This window comes from Nocardia sp. NPDC019395, assembly GCF_040632335.1.
Classification (GTDB): Bacteria; Actinomycetota; Actinomycetes; order Mycobacteriales; family Mycobacteriaceae; genus Nocardia.
In genome coordinates this window covers 1,566,457-1,587,532 of record NZ_JBEYBT010000001.1, presented here as the reverse complement: position 1 = coordinate 1,587,532, position 21,076 = coordinate 1,566,457, and the positions used below count along the sequence as shown (strand labels likewise).

Annotated in this window: 19 protein-coding genes; 13 read left to right on the top strand and 6 right to left on the bottom strand. The window is 67.6% G+C overall.

The features are described 5' to 3' along the window. Window positions 1-179 precede the first annotated feature (179 nt). Both ABZ827_RS06565 and ABZ827_RS06560 read right to left on the bottom strand, forming a co-directional pair. Window positions 180-596, bottom strand: coding sequence for an acyl-CoA thioesterase (locus ABZ827_RS06565; RefSeq protein WP_357233465.1), 417 nt, complete (start codon window positions 594-596; stop codon window positions 180-182). A 39-nt stretch (window positions 597-635) separates the two neighbouring features. Further along, a complete protein-coding gene (locus tag ABZ827_RS06560) occupies window positions 636-1,058 on the bottom strand; it encodes a cupin domain-containing protein (RefSeq protein ID WP_357234561.1) in 423 nt (140 codons plus the stop codon). Between the two features lie 145 nt (window positions 1,059-1,203). Here ABZ827_RS06560 and ABZ827_RS06555 point away from each other — a divergent pair, with 145 nt between their 5' ends. Next, entirely contained in the window at window positions 1,204-1,704 is a 501-nt protein-coding gene (locus ABZ827_RS06555; protein ID WP_357233463.1) for a MarR family transcriptional regulator, read from the top strand. A gap of 30 nt (window positions 1,705-1,734) precedes the next feature. On the opposite strand, the gene ABZ827_RS06550 is transcribed toward ABZ827_RS06555, so the two are convergent. Together ABZ827_RS06550 and ABZ827_RS06545 are read right to left on the bottom strand one after the other, a co-directional pair. Beyond that, window positions 1,735-2,301 (bottom strand): helix-turn-helix domain-containing protein, encoded by a 567-nt coding sequence (locus tag ABZ827_RS06550; RefSeq protein ID WP_357233461.1) that lies wholly within the window; start codon window positions 2,299-2,301, stop codon window positions 1,735-1,737. Between the two features lie 281 nt (window positions 2,302-2,582). Further along, complete coding sequence (locus ABZ827_RS06545) at window positions 2,583-5,387, bottom strand: aconitate hydratase (protein ID WP_357233459.1); 2,805 nt, start codon at window positions 5,385-5,387, stop codon at window positions 2,583-2,585. Window positions 5,388-5,657: 270 nt separating this feature from the next. On the opposite strand from ABZ827_RS06545, the gene ABZ827_RS06540 reads away from it, so the two are divergent. The 7 genes from ABZ827_RS06540 (at window position 5,658) to ABZ827_RS06510 (ending at window position 12,609) form a co-directional block, all read left to right on the top strand. Then, on the top strand, window positions 5,658-6,308 hold the full coding sequence (locus ABZ827_RS06540) for a DUF6676 family protein (protein ID WP_357233457.1): 651 nt from the start codon (window positions 5,658-5,660) through the stop codon (window positions 6,306-6,308). A 243-nt stretch (window positions 6,309-6,551) separates the two neighbouring features. Beyond that, window positions 6,552-7,709 carry a MoxR family ATPase gene (locus tag ABZ827_RS06535; protein ID WP_357233455.1) on the top strand — a complete coding sequence of 386 codons (1,158 nt, stop codon included), beginning with the start codon at window positions 6,552-6,554 and terminating at the stop codon, window positions 7,707-7,709. 32 nt (window positions 7,710-7,741) lie between these two features. Next, entirely contained in the window at window positions 7,742-8,692 is a 951-nt protein-coding gene (locus ABZ827_RS06530) for a DUF58 domain-containing protein (protein WP_357233453.1), read from the top strand. Next, window positions 8,689-9,690 carry a VWA domain-containing protein gene (locus tag ABZ827_RS06525; protein WP_357233451.1) on the top strand — a complete coding sequence of 334 codons (1,002 nt, stop codon included), beginning with the start codon at window positions 8,689-8,691 and terminating at the stop codon, window positions 9,688-9,690. Before ABZ827_RS06530 ends, ABZ827_RS06525 begins: the two co-directional genes overlap by 4 nt. A gap of 176 nt (window positions 9,691-9,866) precedes the next feature. Continuing rightward, entirely contained in the window at window positions 9,867-10,583 is a 717-nt protein-coding gene (fabG1, locus tag ABZ827_RS06520) for a 3-oxoacyl-ACP reductase FabG1 (protein ID WP_357233449.1), read from the top strand. 115 nt (window positions 10,584-10,698) lie between these two features. Continuing rightward, on the top strand, window positions 10,699-11,532 hold the full coding sequence (gene inhA, locus ABZ827_RS06515; protein ID WP_357233447.1) for an NADH-dependent enoyl-ACP reductase InhA: 834 nt from the start codon (window positions 10,699-10,701) through the stop codon (window positions 11,530-11,532). A 24-nt stretch (window positions 11,533-11,556) separates the two neighbouring features. Then, window positions 11,557-12,609 (top strand): ferrochelatase, encoded by a 1,053-nt coding sequence (locus tag ABZ827_RS06510; RefSeq protein ID WP_357233445.1) that lies wholly within the window; start codon window positions 11,557-11,559, stop codon window positions 12,607-12,609. A 33-nt stretch (window positions 12,610-12,642) separates the two neighbouring features. On the opposite strand, the gene ABZ827_RS06505 is transcribed toward ABZ827_RS06510, so the two are convergent. Further along, entirely contained in the window at window positions 12,643-13,458 is an 816-nt protein-coding gene (locus tag ABZ827_RS06505; RefSeq protein ID WP_357233443.1) for a hypothetical protein, read from the bottom strand. 64 nt (window positions 13,459-13,522) lie between these two features. After that, on the bottom strand, window positions 13,523-14,350 hold the full coding sequence (locus ABZ827_RS06500; RefSeq protein WP_357233441.1) for a DUF3097 domain-containing protein: 828 nt from the start codon (window positions 14,348-14,350) through the stop codon (window positions 13,523-13,525). 102 nt (window positions 14,351-14,452) lie between these two features. Between ABZ827_RS06500 and ABZ827_RS06495 the strand changes: the two genes are divergently transcribed. The 5 genes from ABZ827_RS06495 to ABZ827_RS06475 all read left to right on the top strand — a co-directional run bounded on the left by ABZ827_RS06495 (window position 14,453) and on the right by ABZ827_RS06475 (window position 21,058). Continuing rightward, on the top strand, window positions 14,453-14,884 hold the full coding sequence (locus tag ABZ827_RS06495) for an NfeD family protein (protein WP_357233439.1): 432 nt from the start codon (window positions 14,453-14,455) through the stop codon (window positions 14,882-14,884). Next, entirely contained in the window at window positions 14,884-16,131 is a 1,248-nt protein-coding gene (locus ABZ827_RS06490) for an SPFH domain-containing protein (RefSeq protein WP_357233437.1), read from the top strand. The genes ABZ827_RS06495 and ABZ827_RS06490 overlap by 1 nt, the downstream gene beginning before the upstream one ends. Window positions 16,132-16,257: 126 nt before the next feature. Continuing rightward, a complete protein-coding gene (locus ABZ827_RS06485) occupies window positions 16,258-17,541 on the top strand; it encodes an ABC transporter substrate-binding protein (protein WP_357233435.1) in 1,284 nt (427 codons plus the stop codon). A 71-nt stretch (window positions 17,542-17,612) separates the two neighbouring features. Beyond that, window positions 17,613-19,394 carry a hypothetical protein gene (locus ABZ827_RS06480; RefSeq protein ID WP_357233433.1) on the top strand — a complete coding sequence of 594 codons (1,782 nt, stop codon included), beginning with the start codon at window positions 17,613-17,615 and terminating at the stop codon, window positions 19,392-19,394. Next, window positions 19,391-21,058, top strand: a complete 1,668-nt coding sequence (locus ABZ827_RS06475; protein WP_357233431.1) for a tetratricopeptide repeat protein — start codon at window positions 19,391-19,393, stop codon at window positions 21,056-21,058. Before ABZ827_RS06480 ends, ABZ827_RS06475 begins: the two co-directional genes overlap by 4 nt. The last annotated feature ends 18 nt before the right edge of the window (window positions 21,059-21,076 follow it).

Here is a 21,076-nt window from a genome sequence, read left to right as displayed (position 1 = left end):
ACGACCCGAGCGCGTCCGGATCATAACGCCGCACGCAGACAGGGGAAGCTGATATTGCCCGATTTGCCCGTCCCGGGATCTGATCTTGTTTCCGCAAAAATTCCTGTGGCGGAAGATTTCCGGAAAGCAGACTGGACGTTCGGACCGGAAAAATGTTTGCCGGAACCGCCGGAGTGCGGTCAGCCGCCGAGTAGTTCCGGCTTCTCGGCCAATCCGCGTAACCGCGCGGCCGGATCCTCGAGCAGCCGCCGGGCGTCCAGATCGAGCAGGCCGCCGATCACCGCCACCTCGGCCGCGAGCGTGCCGTCGACGCGGATCATCTCCTGCCGGATGCGATACGTCTTGCCGGTGCCCCATTCGAATTCACAGGTGACCCGGAATTCGTCACCGCCGCGCAGTTCGCGCCGGTACTTGATGGTGCTTTCCAGTACTACCGGTCCGATGCGGGCAGCCACCAGTTTGTCCGCCTGGAGGCCGGCGGCCAGCAAGCACTCCCAGCGGGCGTGTTCGGCATACTGCAGGTAGACCGCCTGATTGACATGGCCTTGGACATCGAGTTCATAACCGCGGACGGTCACGGGGACGGAGAAGGTCATGCCGATGCGAACCCGCCCGGGGCCGCCGTTGTTCCCGGATCAGCGTCGCTGGGCGTTGCGCTCCTGCCACCACCGAGGCGCGTCGACGAAGTGGTTGTCGTATTCATCCTGTGATGCGGCGAGTTCTTCCAGGGTCGCCTCGCCCCGTGCGATGCGTTCGAGCAGCCGGAAGTAGCCGAACCGTTGGACGCCGGGCATGAGTGCGATCAGGATACGGGCGCCGGCATCCGGTGTGGCGCCGAAGGCGTGAGTGGTCGTCTTCGGGACGACAGCCGTGCCGCCCGCGCCGATGGTGACGAGGCGATCCCCGGCCAGGAGTTGCAGTTCGCCTTCGGCGACATAGAACAGTTCGTCGGAGAGTGTGTGGAAATGCGGTGCGGCGCCGTCGGCGCCGCGCGCCATGGTGACCTCGACGGTGCTCACCGAGCCGTTGGCCTGTTCGGCATCGATGAGCAGACGCATGGTGACCGATTCGGTGCGCAGGATCTCGGCGTCGCCGGCTTGCTGGATCGCGGGGGGATGGGGGGTGCTGTCCACGGCTACTCCTAGTGATTCGGAGGCGAATAGTTCGTTGCCAAACTATATGCCGGCGAATAGAATCTTGTCCATGACCGAATCCGATGCGATCGATGCCATCGAGCGGCAGTGGCGACGCGAACGTCCCGACCTGGACCTGGCGGCGATGGTGGTCTTCGGCCGGCTCGGCCGGCTCGCGATCGTCGCCGAACGCGCAATAGAGTCGGTGTTTCTCGCGCACGGCCTGCGACGCGGCGAATTCGACGTGCTGGCCGCGCTGCGGCGGGCCGGGGCTCCCTTCGAGCTCAATCCCTCCGGGCTCGCGGAGACTCTCATGCTGTCGCGGGCCGGGATGACAGGACGGTTGGACCGCCTGGAATCGGCGGGCTACGTGCGGCGGATCGCCGATACCGGCGATCGGCGCGCGGTGCGGGTCGCACTGACGGCCGCGGGACGGGAACTCGTCGATACGGTGGTGACCGACCACACCGCCAACGAGACGCGGATGCTGTCGGCTTTGACCACGGCCGAACGCGGGGAGCTGGACCGGATCGCCGGAAAGCTGCTCACCGCACTCGAATCCGGCGGCTGACGGCCGTCCGGTGAGCGCGCGGCACGGCGCTCACGGGCGCCGGCGCACCGAAGCCTCCACCAGATCCAGGACGGCGGTGAGGTTTTCGTTGGTATGCCCCGAAGCGATGCGGGCGATCAGACCGTCGAGCACCAGGTCGAGATAGCCCAGCAGGACATCGGTGGGCACATCGTCGCGCAACGCACCGGCGGCTTTGCGGCGTTCCAGCCGGGCCAGGGTCGCGGCGGTGAGTTCGGCCGAACGCTGCGTCCAGCCGGCCCGGAACTCCGGATCGGTGCGGAGCCGGCGGGCGATCTCGAGCCGGGTGCCCAGCCAGTTGTACTCCTGCGGGTCGGCGAGCATATTCCGCATCACCTGCACAATGCCCTGATTGGCCGCGACGTCGGCCATCCGCTCGGCATCCTCCTGGGCAAGTGCCAGGAAGAGCGCGTCCTTATCGCGGAAATGATGGAAGATCGCGCCGCGGGACAGGCCGATGCCTTCCTCCAGGCGGCGCACCGTGGCGCCTTCGTACCCGAACTCGGCGAAACAGCGGCGCGCGCCGTCGAGTATCTGTGTGCGCCGGGCGGCCAGATGATCGTCGCTGACCTTGGGCATGAACTCTCCTCCACAGAGGGGTGGATACGAAACACGGGCTATGGTCACAGATACGCGCAACCCCGCCGCGGCCGAGACCGAGGCGGGGAATCCCGGTGTCTACTATGTGATCTCGTGCGGACTGCGCCGCACCCGGGTACGCGTAGCCGCGTCCTGCGGCGATTCGGGAGTCCTCGCGGACCCGGTCGCCGCGCGCCGGACCTCGAAACCTGATGAGCCGCAGGCTCTGGTCCCGAGGGCCGCCGCGCGGAACCGGCAAAGCCCGGCCCGCCGTAGGCCGATCAGCTCCGGATCATATTCCGCAGCACGTACTGCAGAATGCCGCCGTTGCGGTAGTAATCCGCTTCACCGGGGGTGTCGATCCGGACCACCGCGTCGAATTCGACCTTCTGGCCGTCTTCCTTGGTCGCGGTGACGTGGACGGTCGACGGGGTGGTACCCGAGTTGAGCTCCTCGATACCGGCGATATCGAAGACCTCGGTACCCGTGAGGCCCAGCGATTTCGCCGATTCGCCCGCCGGGAACTGCAGCGGGATCACACCCATACCGATCAGGTTCGACCGGTGGATACGCTCGAAGGATTCGGTGATGACGGCCTTGACGCCGAGCAGCCGGGTGCCCTTCGCGGCCCAGTCCCGGGAGGAACCGGAGCCGTATTCCTTGCCGCCCAGTACGACCAGCGGGATACCGGCCTTCTGGTAGTTCTGCGAGGCGTCGTAGATGAACGCCTGCGGGGCGCCCTCCTGGGTGAAGTCGCGGGTGTAACCGCCCGAAACATCGTCGAGGAGTTGGTTGCGCAGCCGGATATTGGCGAAGGTGCCGCGAATCATCACCTCATGGTTGCCGCGCCGCGAGCCCAGGGAGTTGTAGTCCTTGCGCGCCACGCCGTGGGAATCGAGGTAATCGGCGGCCGGGGTGCCCGGTTTGATGGCGCCGGCGGGCGAGATGTGGTCGGTGGTGACCGAATCGCCCAGCAGTGCCAGCACGCGGGCGCCCTTGATATCGGCGACCGGTTCCGGCTCCATGCCCATACCGTCGAAGTAGGGCGCCTTGCGGACGTAGGTGGAATCGTCGCTCCACTCGAAGGTATTGCCCTCCGGGGTGGGCAGGCTGCGCCACCGCTCGTCGCCCTTGAAGACGTCGGCGTAGGACTTGGTGAACATCTCCTGGCTGATCGCCGATTTGATGGTGTCGTCGATCTCCTGCGCCGAGGGCCAGATGTCCTTCAGGAACACCGGGTTGCCCTGAGTGTCCTTGCCCAGCGCGTCGTTCTCGAAGTCGAAGTCCATGGTGCCCGCGAGCGCGTAGGCGATGACCAGCGGCGGCGAGGCCAGGTAGTTCATCTTCACGTCGGGGGAGATACGTCCCTCGAAGTTGCGGTTACCCGACAGCACCGCCGTGACGGTGAGGTCGTTGTCGTTGACCGCTTTGGAGATTTCGTCCGGCAGCGGACCGGTGTTGCCGATGCAGGTGGTGCAGCCGTAACCGCCCAGGTAGAAGCCGAGCTTCTCCAGGTACGGCCACAGGCCGGCCTTGTTGTAGTAATCGGTGACGACCTGCGAGCCCGGGGCCATATTGGTCTTCACCCACGGCTTACTGGTCAGGCCCTTCTCCACCGCGTTACGGGCGAGCAGTGCCGCGCCGATCATGACCGACGGGTTCGAGGTGTTGGTGCAGGAGGTGATACCCGCGACCGCGACCGCGCCGTGGTCCAGGATGAACTCACCGCGCTCCTCGCTGGCGACCCGCACCGGTTTGGAGGGCCGGCCCTGGGAGTTGACCGCCGCGGACAGCACGTCGACGGCGCCGTCGTCGGCGAAGGACAGCGTGGCCGGATCGGAGGCCGGGAACGATTCCTCGACGGCCTCGTCCAGCTGGGAATGCGGCGTCGGGTGCTGATCCTCCACGTAGTTGTGGATGTCCTTGCGGAACGCGACCTTCGATTCGCTCAGCGCGATCCGGTCCTGCGGGCGCTTGGGGCCGGCGATGGAGGGCACCACGGTGCTCAGGTCGAGCTCGAGGTACTCCGAGTAGGTGGGTTCGGCGGCCGGATCGTGCCACATGCCCTGTTCCTTGGCGTAGGCCTCGACGAGCGCCAGCTGCTCATCGGTCCGGCCGGTCAGGCGCAGGTAGTTGATGGTCTCCTCGTCGATCGGGAAGATCGCCGCGGTGGAGCCGAACTCGGGGCTCATATTGCCCAGGGTGGCGCGGTTGGCCAGCGGCACCTCGGCGACGCCCTGACCGTAGAACTCGACGAACTTGCCGACCACACCGTGCTTGCGCAGCATATCGGTGACGGTGAGCACCACGTCGGTGGCGGTGACGCCCGGTTTGATCTCACCGGTGAGCTTGAAGCCCACCACGCGCGGGATCAGCATGGAGACCGGCTGGCCCAGCATGGCGGCCTCGGCCTCGATACCGCCGACGCCCCAGCCCAGCACACCCAGGCCGTTGACCATGGTGGTGTGCGAGTCGGTGCCGACGCAGGTGTCCGGGTAGGCCTGGCCGTTACGGACCATGACGGTACGGGCCAGGTACTCGATGTTCACCTGGTGCACGATGCCGGTGCCGGGGGGGACGACCTTGAAATCGTCGAACGCGCCCTGTCCCCAGCGCAGGAACTGGTAGCGCTCGCCGTTGCGCTCGTATTCGAGTTCGACATTGCGCTCGAAGGCGTCGGCGCGGCCGAAGACATCGAGGATGAGCGAGTGGTCGATGACCATCTCGGCGGGGGAGAGCGGGTTGACTTTCTCCGGATCGCCGCCGAGAGCGGAAACCGCCTCGCGCATGGTGGCCAGGTCGACCACGCAGGGCACGCCGGTGAAGTCCTGCATCACCACACGGGCCGGGGTGAACTGGATCTCGATACTGGGCTGGGCGTCGTGGTCCCAGTTCGCCAGGGCGCGGATATGGTCCGCGGTGATATTGGCGCCGTCCTCGGTCCGCAGCAGATTCTCGGCGAGGACCTTCAGTGCGTACGGGAGTTTCTCGGTGCCGGGCACAGCCGAGAGTCGGAAGATCTCGTAGGAGTTGCTTCCGACCTCGAGGTTGCCCTTGGCGCCGAAAGTATCGATACTTTTCGTCACGTCAGCTCCACTTGTCGGGTGTGGGCGCCGTCGGCGGGGCTGTGCCGGCGGCGGTACGTCTCTGGCATGAGGTGCCGGCCCGGGATGGCGCCGGTCCCCGCGATTCCCAACCCTAACAGTACGCTTGTCCTGTGAAATTTCCGGGCCGATGGCACCGCCGCCGCTCGGCCCGGCAACCATCGGGCGTGGCGCGTGTAGGTCAACCGCTGCCTCGTCGCGTAATCTGCTCTCGAGCTGGTCCGGGTTGCCGGGGCGTACCGTCGGGTACTCGTGGAACTCGTGCCCAGTATCGGACTCCCCGTTGCGTCGTCCATCGATGCGACCTCGACCAACACCGGATGGAAGATGCCCGTCAACCACACTTCGGCCTTCTCCCTCGGGGCCACCAAACTGCCGGACGAATTCGACTCGGACACCATGCAGGAGGTTCGTTCCGATCTCGCCGACAACGGTGTGTCCGCACCCGACGACGACGACCAGAGCGATCTGGCCGCAATCGTGGCCGACGCGCGTGCGCAGGGCATCGATCTGAGCATCGTGGTGATGCACGGCAACCCGGGCCACGATTCGGAGCTGCGGGACCTGGCCACCGAGGTCGCCGGGTTCCAGCACGGAACGGTCGCGGTGTTCAGCGACGACTGGATCGGCACCGCCAGTGATTCGATCAGCCGGGTGCACCTGGAATGGGCCGAGGACAAGGCCAAGTTCAAAGAAGGCGACAGCGAGGAAGCCGCGCAGATTCTGGTGCACCGCCTCGAACAGACCCCGACGATGAGCTGGACCGGGATCACATCCGTGCTGCTCACCGTGCTCGTCCTGACGATCGGCGGGCTGTACTGGATCAAATCGCGCCGCGAGAACACACCGGTCGCGGCGGGCACCCCGGCCGCGCCCGCCGCCGAGGAACCGGCGCCGCGGTAGCCGCTGCCCCGTCCAGCCCTGCGACACGGCCGAGGTTTCGACAGCCCTTGTGGCGGGCATCATGCCGTATCGGTACGTATGGTCGACAGCGACGGGCGATGAAAGCGGCCGTGGCTCGACCACAGCGGCCGGTCACCGTATCCGGGTGCGGCGGAATTCGCGACAGTGGAGCCGGGTGCGGCGGATACGGCCATCACCTGGAATAGTTGTGACAGCACGCACAAGACCGAGGCGAAAGCGGGGATGTTGGTGACTTCGACGGATGGTGTCAGCGGGGCAGATTTGGCGAAAGAACCGCCGGCGCCTGCTTCGAACACCCTCGAACGTGACGTCCAGACCCTGGAAAAAGCGATATACGAGGTCAAACGGGTTATCGTCGGGCAGGATCGGCTGGTCGAGCGGCTATTGGTCGGGGTGCTGGCACGCGGGCATGTGCTGCTCGAGGGTGTGCCCGGTATCGCGAAGACGCTCGCGGTGGAGACCTTCGCCAAGGTGGTCGGCGGTTCGTTCTCCCGCGTCCAGTTCACCCCCGACCTGGTCCCCACCGACCTGGTCGGTACCCGTATCTACCGGCAGGGCCGGGAAGAGTTCGATACCGAACTCGGCCCCGTCGTGGCGAACTTCGTGCTCGCCGACGAGATCAACCGCGCACCGGCGAAGGTGCAGTCGGCGCTGCTCGAGGTGATGGCCGAGCGGCATGTGTCGATCGGTGGCAAGACCTACCCGATGCCCGATCCGTTCCTGGTGATGGCCACCCAGAACCCGATCGAGAGCGAAGGCGTGTACCCGCTGCCGGAGGCGCAGCGCGACCGCTTCCTGTTCAAGGTGGTCGTCGACTATCCCTCCGTCGAGGAAGAGCGCGAGATCATCTACCGGATGGGTGTCGCGCCGCCGGAACCCGGGCAGATCCTGGAGCCGGCGGAGTTGCTGCGACTGCAGAAACTCGCGGCGAGCACCTTCGTGCACCACGCACTGGTCGACTATGTGGTGCGGGTGATCTCGGCCACCCGCAATCCCGCCGAGTTCGGTATGCACGATGTCGCGAACTGGGTGGCCTACGGTGCCTCGCCCCGCGCGAGCCTCGGCATCATCGCCGCCGCCCGCGCCGTGGCACTCATCCGTGGTCGTGACTATGTGGTCCCGCAGGACGTTATCGAGGTGATCCCGGATGTGCTCCGGCATCGCCTGGTGCTGTCCTACGACGCGCTCGCCGACGAGGTCAGCCCCGAGGACGTCGTTCAGCGGGTGCTGCAGACCGTCGGTATGCCCCAGGTCGCGCCGCAGGCGGTGGCACCCGGTGCACCGCCCGCCGCGGAGAACGGCAACGGCCGTTCCGCCCCGCCGCAGCCCGCCGGGGCGCCCCAGGTACCGCAGACCGCCGGCACGAACCAGACCCAGTGACCCGGTCACCGGACCCCCGTGCCCGAGTACCCATGGCCGATCACGCGCCGCCGTCGTTCCGTTCGGGAGAACTGACCGATCCGCATCTGTCGGCCGCGCTCAAAACGCTGGAGCTCACCGTGCGCCGCCGGTTGGACGGTGTCCTGCACGGTGACCATCTCGGCCTGATCCCCGGACCCGGTTCGGAGCCGGGCGAGGCGCGCGCGTATCAACCCGGCGACGATGTCCGGCAGATGGACTGGTCGGTAACCGCCCGCACCACCCATCCGCATGTCCGGCAGATGATCGCGGACCGCGAGCTGGAGACCTGGATGGTGGTGGACCTGTCCGCCAGCCTGGACTTCGGTACCGCGGCCTGCCAGAAACGCGATCTGGTGGTCGCCGCCGCGGCCGCGATCACCCATTTGACGATGGGTGGCGGGAACCGGATCGGCGCTGTGGTCGCCACCGGTGAGCAGTTGCTGCGGATTCCGGCGCGTAGCGGCCGGGTGCACGCGCAATCGATGCTGCGCAGTATCGCCACCACCCCGCATCCGCGCGACGGAGTGCGCGGCGATCTACGCGGTGCGATCGAATCCCTACGCCGCCCGCAGCGTAAACGCGGGCTCGCGGTGGTCATCAGCGATTTTCTCGGCGATATCGGCTGGCAGCGGTCATTGCGCGCCATTGCCGCGCGCCACGAACTGCTGGCCGTCGAGGTACTCGATCCGCGCGATATCGCGTTACCCGATATCGGTGACGTGGTACTGCACGATCCGGAAACCGGACGCACCCGCGAGTTCAGCGTCACCCCGCAATTGCGCGCCGACTACGCGGCGGCCGCGCAACGGCACCGGCAGGAGGTCGAGCAGACTCTGCGCAGCTGCGGCGCCCCGGTGCTGACCCTGCAGACCGACCGGGACTGGATCGCCGACGTGGTCCGGTTCGTCTCCACCCGGCGCCACAGCCTCGGCGCCTCGACCCCACGGGTGCCACGCCAGTGAGTATTTCTGATTTCGCTTCCCCGATCTGGCTCGGGTTCCTTGCTGTCATCCTGCTGCTCGCATTGGGATATCTGCTGGTCCAGCGCAGTAAGCATCGGAATATGCTGCGGTTCAGCAATATGGAGCAGCTCGAGAAGGTGGCACCGAACCGGCCGAGCTTCTGGCGTCATGTGCCGATCGTGCTGCTGATCGTGGGCATGGTGTTCTCCACGATCGGCGCGGCCGGTCCGACCGCCGAGAAGAAGGTGCCCCGTAACCGGGCCACCGTCGTACTCGTCATGGACGTCTCGCTGTCCATGGAGGCCACCGATGTCTCGCCGAATCGGCTGCAGGTCGCCCAGGAGGCCGCCAAGAACTTCGCCGACGGCCTCACGCCCGGAATCAATCTGGGTTTGGTGACCTATGCCGGCACCGCCTCGGTACTCGTCTCGCCCACCACCGATCGAGGGTCGGTGAAGGCCGCGATCGACAACATCAAGCTCGCCGAACGGACGGCCACGGGTGAGGGGATCTTCACCGCGCTGCAGTCGATCGAGACCCTGGCCTCGGTTCTGGGCGGTTCGGAAACGCCGCCGCCCGCGCGGATCGTCCTGATGTCCGATGGTAAACAGACGGTCCCGGATTTCGAGGATGTCGACAATCCGCGTCACGAGTTCGTGGCGGCCCGGCTGGCCAAGACCAAGAAGATTCCGGTGTCGACCATCTCCTTCGGTACGAAATGGGGTGTTGTCGAGATACCCCGGGACGACGGCGGTACCGATCAGGTCGATGTTCCGGTGGACGACGAGGCGATGCAGGAGATCGCGCAACTCTCGGGCGGGGAGTTCTATACGGCCTCCAGCCTGCAAGAGCTGTCCAGCGTCTACGACACCCTGGAGGAACAGATCGGGTACGAAGTGACCAGAGGCGATGCGAGCAGACCGTGGTGGATGCTCGGTCTGCTCGCGACGCTCGCCGGTGTCGTGGTCGCCCTGGTCCTGCGTCAGCGGTTGCCGTAGCCGGGGCCGGACCTGATCGGTTCCGGCTGCCACGGGCTTTCGCGGGCCGGGTTCAGAGCTGGACCCGGCCCGCGTCCTGTCTGCCGGTGTTTTGTCGAAGATCCACAAGTCCGCCGGGAGAATTCCGGTGGACGTCCCATGCGAGTGGCCGCCCCTCGGCCAGGTAGGTTGTCCCCATGTCGAACTTCACAGCACGTTCGGTCCTGGTGACCGGCGGTAACCGCGGTATCGGGCTCGCGGTGGCGCAGCGCCTGCACGCCGACGGTCACAAGGTGGCCGTGACCCATCGTGGTTCGGGCGCACCCGAGGGCCTGCTCGGGGTGAAATGCGATGTCACCGACAGCGAATCGGTCGATCGGGCCTTTGCCGAGGTCGAGGCGCAGCAGGGTCCGGTGGAGGTTCTGGTCGCCAATGCCGGGATCACCGATGACACCCTGCTCATGCGGATGAGCGAAGAGCAGTTCACCAAGGTTGTCGACGCCAACCTGGCCGGCGCCTTCCGGTGCGCCAAGCGGGCCAACCGGGCCATGCTGCGCGCCCGCTGGGGCCGGATGATCTTCCTCGGCTCGGTGGTCGGGCTCGCGGGCCAGGCCGGGCAGATCAACTACGCCGCCTCGAAGGCCGGTGTCGTCGGGCTGGCACGCTCGATCACGCGTGAGCTCGGCTCGCGTTCGATCACCGCCAACGTCGTCGCGCCCGGTTTCATCGAGACCGATATGACCAAGGATCTGCCGGACAATCTGCGGGAGATGGCCGAGAAGTTCATCCCGCTCCAGCGCGTCGGCAAGCCCGAGGACGTCGCCGCTGTGATCAGCTTCCTGGCCTCGGAGGACTCGGCCTATGTTTCCGGCGCGGTGATCCCGGTCGACGGCGGTATGGGTATGGGGCACTGACCCGCCCGCAGTTCATCGACCACATTTCGAAGGCCACGCCGACGACACCGTGAGCGCGGTCGGCGCTCCGGCCGGGCGTTACACAACACCACACATCAGGGAGAACCGAGAACTCATGGGCGGATTGCTCGAAGGCAAGACGATCCTCGTCACCGGCATCATCACCGATGCTTCCATCGCGTTCCACGCGGCGGCGATCGCGCAGAAGGAGGGGGCGAAGGTGATCATCACCGGGATCACCGAGCGCCTGCGGTTGATCGACCGGATCGCCAAGCGGCTGCCGGAGGAGGTGCCGCCCGCCATCGGGCTCGATGTCACCAACGACGAGGACCTGAGCAAACTGCCCGACGAGCTCCGCCGGCTCGCGCCCGAAGGTATCGACGGTGTTCTGCATTCGATCGCCTTCGCTCCCAAGACACTGATGGGCCCGGACGCGGTGCCGTTCCTCGACGGTCCCAGTGCGGACGCGGCGAAATCCTTCGAGATCTCCGCGTGGAGCTATGCGGCGCTGGCCCGCGCGGTCCTGCCGGTGATGAACGAGCGCGGGTCGATCGTGGGCATGGATTTCGATCCTCGTACCGCGATGCCGTACTACAACTGGATGGGTGTGGCGAAGGCCGCGCTGGAGTCGGTGAACCGGTACGTGGCGCGCGAAGTCGGATACGCCAAGAAGATCCGGTCGAATCTGGTCGCCGCGGGACCGGTGAAAACGCTTGCCGCCAAAGCCATCGCGGGTACCGCCACCGATGACGCCAAACAGTTGAAGCAGCTGGACACCTACTGGGACGGCGCCTCACCCATCGGCTGGGACGGCGGGGCCGAAGTGGTCGGTAAATCGATCGTCGCGTTGCTGTCGGATTGGCTGCCCGCCACCACCGGGTCGATCATCTACGTCGACGGTGGAGCCAGCCACAACACCTGGTTCCCCGAGAACATGCCGCTGGACTGACGACCCGACCGAAGAGGAGGAGCCGTGGCCCGCGCGGCCGACGCATTACTGCTGCTGTCCTTCGGTGGACCGGACGGTCCCGAGGATGTGCTGCCGTTCCTGGAGAACGTCACCCGCGGGCGCGGTGTCCCACCCGAACGCCTGGCCGAAGTCGCCGAGCACTATCTGCATTTCGGCGGGGTGTCACCGATCAACGCCTGCAACCGCGAGATCATCGCGGCGATAGAGCGTGAGCTGGTACGCGCCGGCCTGGATCTGCCCGTCTATTTCGGCAATCGCAACTGGCATCCGCTGGCCGAGGACACACTGGCCCGGATGACGGCCGACGGTGTGCGCTCGGCCCTGGTCTTCCCGACCTCGGCCTGGGGCGGCTACTCGGGGTGCCGCCAGTACGACGAGGATATCGCCCGGGCCCGCGCGGCAGTGGGGCCCGATGCTCCCGAACTGGTGAAACTGCGCCAGTATTTCGACCATCCCCTGCTGATCGCGGCCTTCGCCGACGCCATCGGCGCGGCCCGGGCAGCACTTCCCACCGACCGGATCGAGAGCACCCGGCTGGTGTTCACGGCGCATTCGGTGCCGGTCGCGGCCGATAACGCGGCCGGACCACCGGCGGACGGCGGACGCCTCTACAGCCGGCAGGTCGGGGAAGCGGCTCGGTTATGTGCTGTCGCAGCCGGTTTCACCGATTACGACGTGGTGTGGCAGTCCCGTTCCGGACCCCCGCAGGTGCCCTGGCTGGAACCGGATATCGTCGACCATCTGGAAACCTTGCCGGGCAAGGGGTTCGACGCCGTGGTGATCTGCCCGGTCGGATTCGTCTCCGACCACCTCGAGGTGATCTGGGATCTCGACAACGAGGCCGCCGAGAAGGCGGCCGAACTGGGTATCGCCTTCGCCCGCGCGGCGACACCGGGCACCGACAGCCGGTTCGCCGAGATGGTGGTGGAGTTGGCCGGGGAACAGATACGCGGTGCGGCCGCCCGCCGACTCGGTGAGGTTCCGGGCTACGGATGCACGGTCGACGGCGCGGCCTGTGCTGTCGATTGCTGCGCACCGGTGCGACGTCCCTCATAGCAGTACGTTCCCCGGAGATTGCTCGCGGCGATCTCAGCGGGTCTGTGGGGCCGCGGTGTGCACGGCGACGAGCCGGGCGGCGCGGATCGCGTCCCACAGCGGGCGCAACAGCGATTCGTGGGCGGTGGCGGCGGTGGCCGAGGTGGGCGCGGAGGCCGGTTCACGCTGGGCGACGGTCAGGATGGCCGCGACATGGTCGGCGGTATCGAGGATGCGTTTGGCGCGCAGTGGGACGTAGTCCGGGTAGGTGTGCCGTGAGTAGTCGGCCAGCTCCGCCTCGATGAGTTCCCGCGGGTCGGAATCGCCGGCGCCGAGGCCCGTCGTATGCAGGCGCATGAGGGCGTCCGCGGCATCGCGCACAGCTTCGCGCATCGCGTACTCGGCTTCACCCAGCGACATATCGGGGCCTGCCGTGCGGGGCATCGGAACGGCGTAGATCGTCCACTGCAGGGTCGACTCGTCCGTGTGATACGGGATGAGACCCGTGCCGTCGCTGCCCGGCACCCCGATGAGGATACCTTCGCCCGCCTCGATCGCGTCGCTGGCGAAGGCGGTGCCGACCGGAAGACCGCGGACATCGCCGGGCACCGGCAGCACCAGCCGCAGCTCCGCCCCCGGCACGGCCAGTGCTTCGCGAAACATCTTGAGCAGCGCCATGACCGCTGTCCCGGACGGCTCCCCGAGTGCCGACCACGGCAGATCGGTGCGCCCGCCGGTGACCGGATCGCCGGCGGCGAGAGTGTGCACGGGTGCCCACGCGTGCAGCGCCTCGAGGATATCGTCGGGCGCGTTGCGACCCGCGAGCCACGAACCGGCCCACAGCGTGAGGGTGGCACTGGGAGAGCACATAATCATCGAGCATAAAGGGTGTCGGCAACCCGCGGGCAGCCTCTGCGCAGCCTGTTCGGGCGGGTTAGAATTGTTGCCCCGGTTCGGTGACGAAATCGATCAGCCGTTCCACCGCGCCGAGTAGCGGCGCCTCCAGATCCCGGAACGAATTCACCGCCGAATACACGCGGCGCCAGCCCTCCTGGGGTGTGCCCCAGCCCAGTCGCTCGCAGATACCGGTTTTCCAATCCTCGCCGCGCGGAATCCGGGGCCATTCCGCGATTCCCATCGTCGCGGGTTTCACCGCCTGCCATATATCGACATAGGGATGCCCGGTGACCAGAACGTATTCGCCGAGTCCGGTGGTGAGATGTGATTCCTTGGACCCGGTGACCAAATGGTCCACCAGGACACCGACCCGTTTACCGGGGCCGGGCTCGAACTCGGCCAGCCGGGCAGCGAGGTTGTCGAGTCCCTCCAGATGCTCCACCACCACTCCCTCGACCCGGAGGTCATGGCCCCAGACCCGTTCCACCAGTGCGGCATCGTGCACGCCCTCGACCCAGATGCGGCTGGGCGCGGCGACTTTCGCGCGCAGACCCTCGACGCGGGTCGAACCGGAAGCCGAGCGGACCGGTTTCGGTGGTACCGGTGATTTCGGCCGGACGAGTGTCACCGGTACACCGTCGATGAGAAACGCGGCTTCGCGTAGCGCGAAGAGGCGCACCGTTCCGCGGCCGTCCTCCAATTTCACGAAATCGCCGTCGTAGCTGCGGTCGAAACCCACCACCGCGCCGCAGAATCCGCTGGCCGCGTCCTCCACTACGAGATCGGTTTCGGCCTCGATCCGCGCGACGGTGCGTTTCGCGGTGCGCGGATGGCCGGAGAAGATATCGCCGTATCGATCGCTCACCGGGCCGAAAGTAGCGTATCGGCGGTTGCCGCGTGGGCTGCCGGTGCGGGGTGTCGCCCGTCGGGCCCCCGTCCGGTGGCATATCCCACTAAGCTGGGCCACGTGGCCGCTATTGTCTGGCTGGTCGCCGGCGTGCTGCTGGCGGCTGCCGAGATGTTCGTCGGTGAACTGACGCTGCTGATGCTCGGTTCCGCCGCGCTGCTGACGGCGGGGGTGAGCTTTCTGACCGACGCTCCCGTGGTCGTGGACGCGGTGGTCTTCGTCGTCGCGGCGGTTGTCCTGCTGCTGGGTGTCCGGCCGACCCTGTTGCGGCGCTTCGGCACTCCGCCGCCGACACCGACCAATGTGGACGCGCTGACCGGTAAGACCGCATTGGTACTGGAACCGGTCGGTGAACACGACGGGCGGGTGAAATTGAGCGGTGAGGTGTGGAGCGCCCGGTCCTTGGATCCGGGGGAGCAGTATCCGGAGGGCGCGACCGTATACGTGATGAAGATCGACGGGGCGACCGCTGTCGTCTGGAAAGGGCCGTAATGGCTGCATTGATTCTCGTGATCGCCCTTGTACTGCTCGCGGCGGTGGTGGTGTTCAAGTCGATCGCCCTGGTGCCGCAGGCCGAGGCCGCGGTCATCGAACGATTGGGCCGGTATTCGCGGACGGTATCGGGACAGCTGACATTCCTGGTGCCCTTCGCCGACCGGATTCGCGCCAAGGTCGACCTGCGCGAACGGGTGGTGTCCTTCCCGCCGCAGCCGGTGATCACCCAGGACAATCTGACCCTGCAGATCGACTCGGTGGTGTACTTCCAGGTGATGCAGCCGCAGGCGGCGGTCTACGAGATCTCCAACTACATCGCCGCCGTGGAGCAGCTCACCGTGACGACCCTGCGCAATGTGGTCGGCGGTATGACCCTGGAGGAGACCCTGACCTCCCGCGACCAGATCAACAGCCAGCTGCGCGGGGTACTCGACGAAGCCACCGGACGCTGGGGGCTGCGAGTGGCGCGAGTCGAGCTCAAATCCATCGATCCGCCGCCGTCGATCCAGGAATCGATGGAGAAGCAGATGAAGGCGGACCGGGAGAAGCGCGCCATGATCCTCAACGCCGAGGGCACCCGGGAATCGCAGATCAAAACGGCCGAGGGTTCCAAACAAGCGCAGATCCTCGCTGCCGAGGGGGCCAAACAGTCGGCGATCCTGTCCGCCGAGGGCGAACGGCAGAGCCGTATCCTGCGGGCCCAGGGTGAACGGGCCGCCTCGTACCTGCAGGCGCAGGGTCAGGCGAAAGCCATCGAGAAGGTTTTCGCCGCAATCAAATCCGGGAAGCCCACCCCGGAGTTGCTCGCCTACCAGTACATGCAGACCCTGCCCATGGTCGCCCGCGGCGACGCCAACAAGGTGTGGCTGGTGCCCAGCGATTTCGGTAAGGCGCTGGAAGGCTTCGCGAAGAATTTCGGCACCCAGGGCGAGGACGGTGTCTTCCGGTACGAACCACGTCCCGAAGACGAGGCCCCCGGCAAACCGGAGGACGATTCCGACGAGGTGGCGGATTGGTTCGATACCAGTACCGACCCGGCCGTCGAGCGCGCGGTGCGCGCCGCGGAATCGGTGGCCCGCACTCCGGTGGATACGGCGGCGCCGGTCAGCACAACCAAACCGGACCCGCGCAACCAGCCTCCGCAGGCGGTGCTGCCCCCGCAACCCGGCCCTTCGTACGGTCCGCAGGCGCAGCCGGGGGTGCCCCCTCAGCAGCCGTACCAGCAGGGTCCCTACCAGCAGTAGTAGTCGTAGGAGTCGTCCGTTCGGTGCACCGGACGACAACCGGGTCCATCGGGCGAATACCCGCCACCGCGCCGCGGGCCGGGGGATAATCGGAACCCTCTGCTGGACAAGGCTATCGGGGGGACCGTGACGACACGCCGTACCGTGCTCCGGACCGCGGCGGTATTGCCGCTACTGGCGGCCTGCTCGCCGGATGTCCTGCTCGGAGCTCCGGGGTCGGTGCGGATCGCGGTCTCCTGGAGCGGTCAGGAACTGTCGGCCTTCCAGTCCGTGCTCGCGGCCGCTCGGCTACCGGAGCCGGTGGAGGTGGTGCCGCTGGGTGACGAGATCTACACCGCGCTGACCGCGCAGGGGCGATCGGCGCCGGATATCGTCATGCTCCCGCAGGCCGGCCTCGTCCGGGATCTCGTGGCTGACGGCCGGTTGCGCCCGGTCCCGCAGGATCTCTGGTTCGATGCGCGGGGCCCGCGCTACAGCGACCAGTGGCGCCGGCTGTGTTATCACGGCGACCGCTCGTACGGGGTGCCGTTCAAGGCAAGCGGCAAATCGCTGGTCTGGTACGACCGGGAAGCCGTCGCCGAACTCCGGCTCGCCGATCCGGCGGACTGGTCGCTGCTCGACTGGTCGGTGGAGGTGCGCCGGCTGGCGGGTACCGGACGGCGGTTCCTGGCGCTCGGCGCGGCCGACGGCTGGGTGCTGACCGATCTTTTCGAGAATATGCTGCTGGCCGAGTCACCGGCGGTATACGGGTCGCTGGGATCCGGGGAGCGGGACTGGGATGATCCCGCGGTCCGGGCCACCTTCGCCGGGCTCGGCGACCTGTGGGGAGTGCGGGAAGGCCTGCCCGGCGGGGTTGCCACCGCCCTGGTCCGGCAGTTCGCCGACGCGGTGCGCGATGTTTTCGAACATCGCCGCGCGGTGGCGGTGGCGGCGCCCGATTTCGCCGAACCGGTGGTGCGCGACGCCCTGCGCAGGTCGGGGCGCGCCGAGTCCGCGGCAGGTGTCGTGCCGTTCCCGGCGGTAAACGCCGACCGGGAAAGACCCCGCATCGTCGGTGGTGATGTCATGGTGCTCACCAGCGCCGCCGGCCCTCGCGCCGACGCTGTGGTGCGCGCATTGGCGGACCCGCAGGCGCCACTCGCCTGGATCCAGGGAATCGGGGGGTTCCTCGGTCCGAACGCGCGGACACAGGCTGCTTATTCGCCCTGGTCGGCGCCCACAGCTGCCGACCTGTGGACCTGGCAGGCCTTCGATCTGTCCGACCGGATCGGGGCGGTCGGCGGCCGCGACGGGCTCTGGCGGGTGCTCACCGAATTCCTGATCACCGTGGGCGATGCCGGTGGTGATGTGCGGGCTGCCACGGATACCGCGGTGACAGCGTTGACACGGTTCGAACGGGGGTGGCGATGATATCGCCGGAAACGCGGCAGCCGGATGTACCGGGAGAGGGATCGCGGATATACGAGGCGCACGGTCTGCGGATGGAACTGCCGACCGCGCGGCTGCGCGGCCCGCTTGTCCCGGGTAGTCCGCCGCACCGTGGGATCACCCGGATCGCCGGCGCGCCCGCGGTGCTGTTGCTGGCGCTGCTGCTGATTCCGGCGGGTGTCACGGTGGTGCTGGCGGTGCGCACCCAGGTATGGCTCGTGGTGTGCTGCGTGGTCCTCGCGGCCGCGTTCGTGGTGGCGATGGTGCGCCTGCGCCGGAAAGACCGGCGCGGAGACGAACCCCGGGCGTGGGTGGCTCCGGTGCTGGTCGCGGTGGTAGCCGTGCTGGTTTTGTACCGGATCGGTCAGCCGTACGCACGCAGTCTGTACTGGATGGGTTTCGCCGCGGTACTGCTGGTGGCGGCGATGGTGCTCGCCTGGTGGAGTCGTAACACCCGGGGCCTGTGGCTGCTCCCGCTGATCGTGCCGTTCGGGATCTCCGCGTTCGTCGCCGGTGTGGCGTTCCGGCTCATCTTCCAATATTCGGGCGCGCAGGTCGGATTCGACGGATTCCCCGGCTACCGGTCCTGGTTCGCGGTGATGCTCGGGTCGGCGTTCCTGTGGACCTGGCTGGGTTTCCTCATCGCGTTGTTCCGGGCGAGTGTCCGTGCCCTGGCCGGCGATCCGGTGCGGTGGAGCCGGGTGCAGGACGAATCCGGTCTCACGTTGTACCTGCGATTGTTCACGTTGCAGCGCCCGGTGGTGCTGGTCGCGGGGCTGGTCGTGGGAGTGGCCGCCGCCCGCGTATTCGATGTGGTGCTGATCGGTGTCCCGGGTTCGGTTCAATACCGGCTCGACAGCGCCACGGTGTACTGGTGGCGCCTGGCCGCCGACCCCGCCACCGCCGGTGAGGCCGCCGCGTACGCCCTGCCCCTGACGGTTCTGGTCGCGGTGGTGGCATGGACACTGCAATTCGATCTGCGGGATCGCCGGCCCGGATTGTCGCCGGTCCCGGGGATGGCCTACGCGGGGCACGCGGTTCCCGGGGACACCCGCCGGTTCGCCGCGTACGCGCGCACGCTGGGTTTCGGCCTCGTCTCGGTCGCGGCGATGATACCGCTGGTGGCGTTGCTGGTGGTGGCGCTCCAGGGGCCCGACGGCTGGTCGTTACATGCCTTCACGGATATGTGGGCGGATCGGGCGCTGTTGAAATCCATTCAGGCGACCCTCTGGGTGGCGCTGCTCGCGACGATCGTCGTTATGGCGGCCGCCGCGCCGCTGGCCTACCGGCTCGCGGTAACACCGGACGGTTGGGTGTCGAAGAGCCTGGTCTCCGCCCTGGTTGTGCTCGCGGTACTGCCGGTACAGGCATATCTCGGTCCGCTCGATATGTTCATCGACGGCCACGGCCTGTCCGGTACGCGGATTCCGCTGGTTCTCGTGCATGTGGCCGCCGGTCTGCCGATCGCGGTGCTGATACTGCGCGGAGCCGTCGCCGCGCCACCGGGTAGCCCGGCCGCGGACGCGCTGCGCGGTCTGGCCGCCCCGGGGACGCTGGCTCGGCGGCTGGTCGTCTCCGCCGGTCCGGCCGCTGTCGCGGTGGCGGTGCTCGAATTCGTGCAGGTGTGGAACGATTTCGTCGTCGGTCTGCTGATCAGCGGCGCGGGTGCGTCCCCGTGGTCGCTGCTGCTGTGGGGCGAGGCGCGCCAGTTCGGGGAGAACGCCGCACAGCTGGCGGCCGGTGCGCTCATCTCCGCGGTGCTGCCGGTCGTGCTGGTGCTCGCGACCTGGCGCCGCTGGATTGTCCCCGGCCTGACCGCGGGGGTGCTGCGATGAGGGAGCCGCTGCCGCCTTCCTCGGTGGTTCCGGGCGTCCTGGGCGGACTCTCCGTACTCGCCACCACACTGCTGCTGGAACTGGGCCGCAATCTGGTGATGAACTCGTTCGGCGAGAGCGACGGCGTACGCCTGCTCTCCTCGGGGTTGCGGTGGCTGGCCCTGCTCATCGTGGCGCTGGCCGTGCTGTACAGCGGGTACCGGGTCGCGGTGGATCGGCGCGCCCGGCTCAGACTGGTGGACCGGCGCCGGACGCTGGCCGTGCTGGACGGGGCACGGCCGGTGGGGCCCGCCGTTCCGCGGCCGGTATCGCTGCCGGAAGTGGCGTATGCCCGGGATCTGCACAGCGAATTCGTCGAGGCGCTGGGCCGGCTGCCCGTGATCGAATACGACGCCGCGACTCTGTCCGCGATCCTGAGCGCCGTGGCCGATGTGCACGACGGTGAACCGCGACCCCCGGCGGATGGACGGTGGACCGCGCCGGGTCTGCGCGAATGGTTGCTGGACGGCGACATAATGATCTGGTCCTGCAATCGCTATGGACTGATGCGAGTACCCGCGACTGCGTCCGCGCATGTGGAGCGGGTGGGCGAGATATGGCAGGCCGCGTTGTTCGGGCTGCTGTCCCATTGCGCCGAGCAGGCGTCGAGCTGGGCGGTGGCACTGACGACGGTTCCGTTCGCGCCGGGCGCCCGGCGCTGGTTCACCGTCGAGGAGCCTTATCTCCGGGAGCTTGTACGCCGGTGCGGCACAGGTGGATTCGCCTGGCCGATACCCGCTGCCACGGTCGTGCAATTGGTTCGGATCGCCGACGCGCTGGATGTGTGGTACGCGCACCAGGTCAGGGTGCGGGACGACAAGAGTGCCGTGGTGGCAGAGAATCTGCTCGCGCTTACCGCGCGGTCCCGGTTGAGCTGGTTCGAGCGGCTGATGCGGGTGCGGCGGCCCGTACCGGCCGACAGCGAGACAGCGCGACGGCGGCCGGGAGTCGACTGCGGGCTACGAAGACGGGCGACCGGGCTCGCCGCACGGTGGGACCACCGGGAGGCCTTGGCCCGGCTGCGCACGGCGGTCACACCGGACGACCTGACCGAGGCTGTGCGGCAGCTGCGGTCAGCGTGGTGGCGGCTGCCGCGGGAGGATGTGACCAATCAGGTGCGCGTGCTCGTCAACCTGGCCGTCGCCCATATCGAGCAGGGCCGGCTGGACGCTGCCGCGGATCGACTGGAACTGGCGGCAGTGCGTGCCGTCGAGGAGGAGGACGCCGAGGGCCGCGCGCTGGTGCACGAACTGGACGGCGCGGTGTGCTGGGCGCGTGGCGAACCACGTGGCGCGCTGCGGCATTGGCAGCGGGCGCTGGGCATCTACCAGGACCTCGCCGATGACCGCGGCGTCGGCCGGTGTCTGCAACATATCGGTTCGGCGGTACTCGTCGCCGAGGAGCACGGCGACCTCGTACTCGGCGCCGATACCGCTCCGGCAGCGGCCGATATGCCACGTTGTGCCCACGGCTGGCTGGCCGAAGCGTTGCTCCTGTTTCCCGGCGCTGCCGTCGCTGCGGACTACTCGGTCGAGGCCGCGGCGATACGGGGTGGCGCCGAGCCGCCGGAGATCGGTCGGCGGCCACTCCCGCTTCGTGACGAATCCGCTGAAGCCGAGCCCTGACCGGCGGCAACACGATGG

Bases quoted from the DNA above. Each gene is read 5' to 3' on its own strand.
- ABZ827_RS06565 (WP_357233465.1), bottom strand. From the start codon at position 596: ATGACCTTCTCCGTCCCCGTGACCGTCCGCGGTTATGAACTCGATGTC.
- ABZ827_RS06560 (WP_357234561.1), bottom strand. From the start codon at position 1,058: ATGCGTCTGCTCATCGATGCCGAACAGGCCAACGGCTCGGTGAGCACC.
- ABZ827_RS06555 (WP_357233463.1), top strand. From the start codon at position 1,204: ATGACCGAATCCGATGCGATCGATGCCATCGAGCGGCAGTGGCGACGC.
- ABZ827_RS06550 (WP_357233461.1), bottom strand. From the start codon at position 2,301: ATGCCCAAGGTCAGCGACGATCATCTGGCCGCCCGGCGCACACAGATA.
- ABZ827_RS06535 (WP_357233455.1), top strand. From the start codon at position 6,552: ATGTTGGTGACTTCGACGGATGGTGTCAGCGGGGCAGATTTGGCGAAA.
- ABZ827_RS06530 (WP_357233453.1), top strand. From the start codon at position 7,742: ATGGCCGATCACGCGCCGCCGTCGTTCCGTTCGGGAGAACTGACCGAT.
- fabG1 (WP_357233449.1), top strand. From the start codon at position 9,867: ATGTCGAACTTCACAGCACGTTCGGTCCTGGTGACCGGCGGTAACCGC.
- inhA (WP_357233447.1), top strand. From the start codon at position 10,699: ATGGGCGGATTGCTCGAAGGCAAGACGATCCTCGTCACCGGCATCATC.
- ABZ827_RS06505 (WP_357233443.1), bottom strand. From the start codon at position 13,458: ATGTGCTCTCCCAGTGCCACCCTCACGCTGTGGGCCGGTTCGTGGCTC.
- ABZ827_RS06490 (WP_357233437.1), top strand. From the start codon at position 14,884: ATGGCTGCATTGATTCTCGTGATCGCCCTTGTACTGCTCGCGGCGGTG.
- ABZ827_RS06480 (WP_357233433.1), top strand. From the start codon at position 17,613: ATGGAACTGCCGACCGCGCGGCTGCGCGGCCCGCTTGTCCCGGGTAGT.
- ABZ827_RS06475 (WP_357233431.1), top strand. From the start codon at position 19,391: ATGAGGGAGCCGCTGCCGCCTTCCTCGGTGGTTCCGGGCGTCCTGGGC.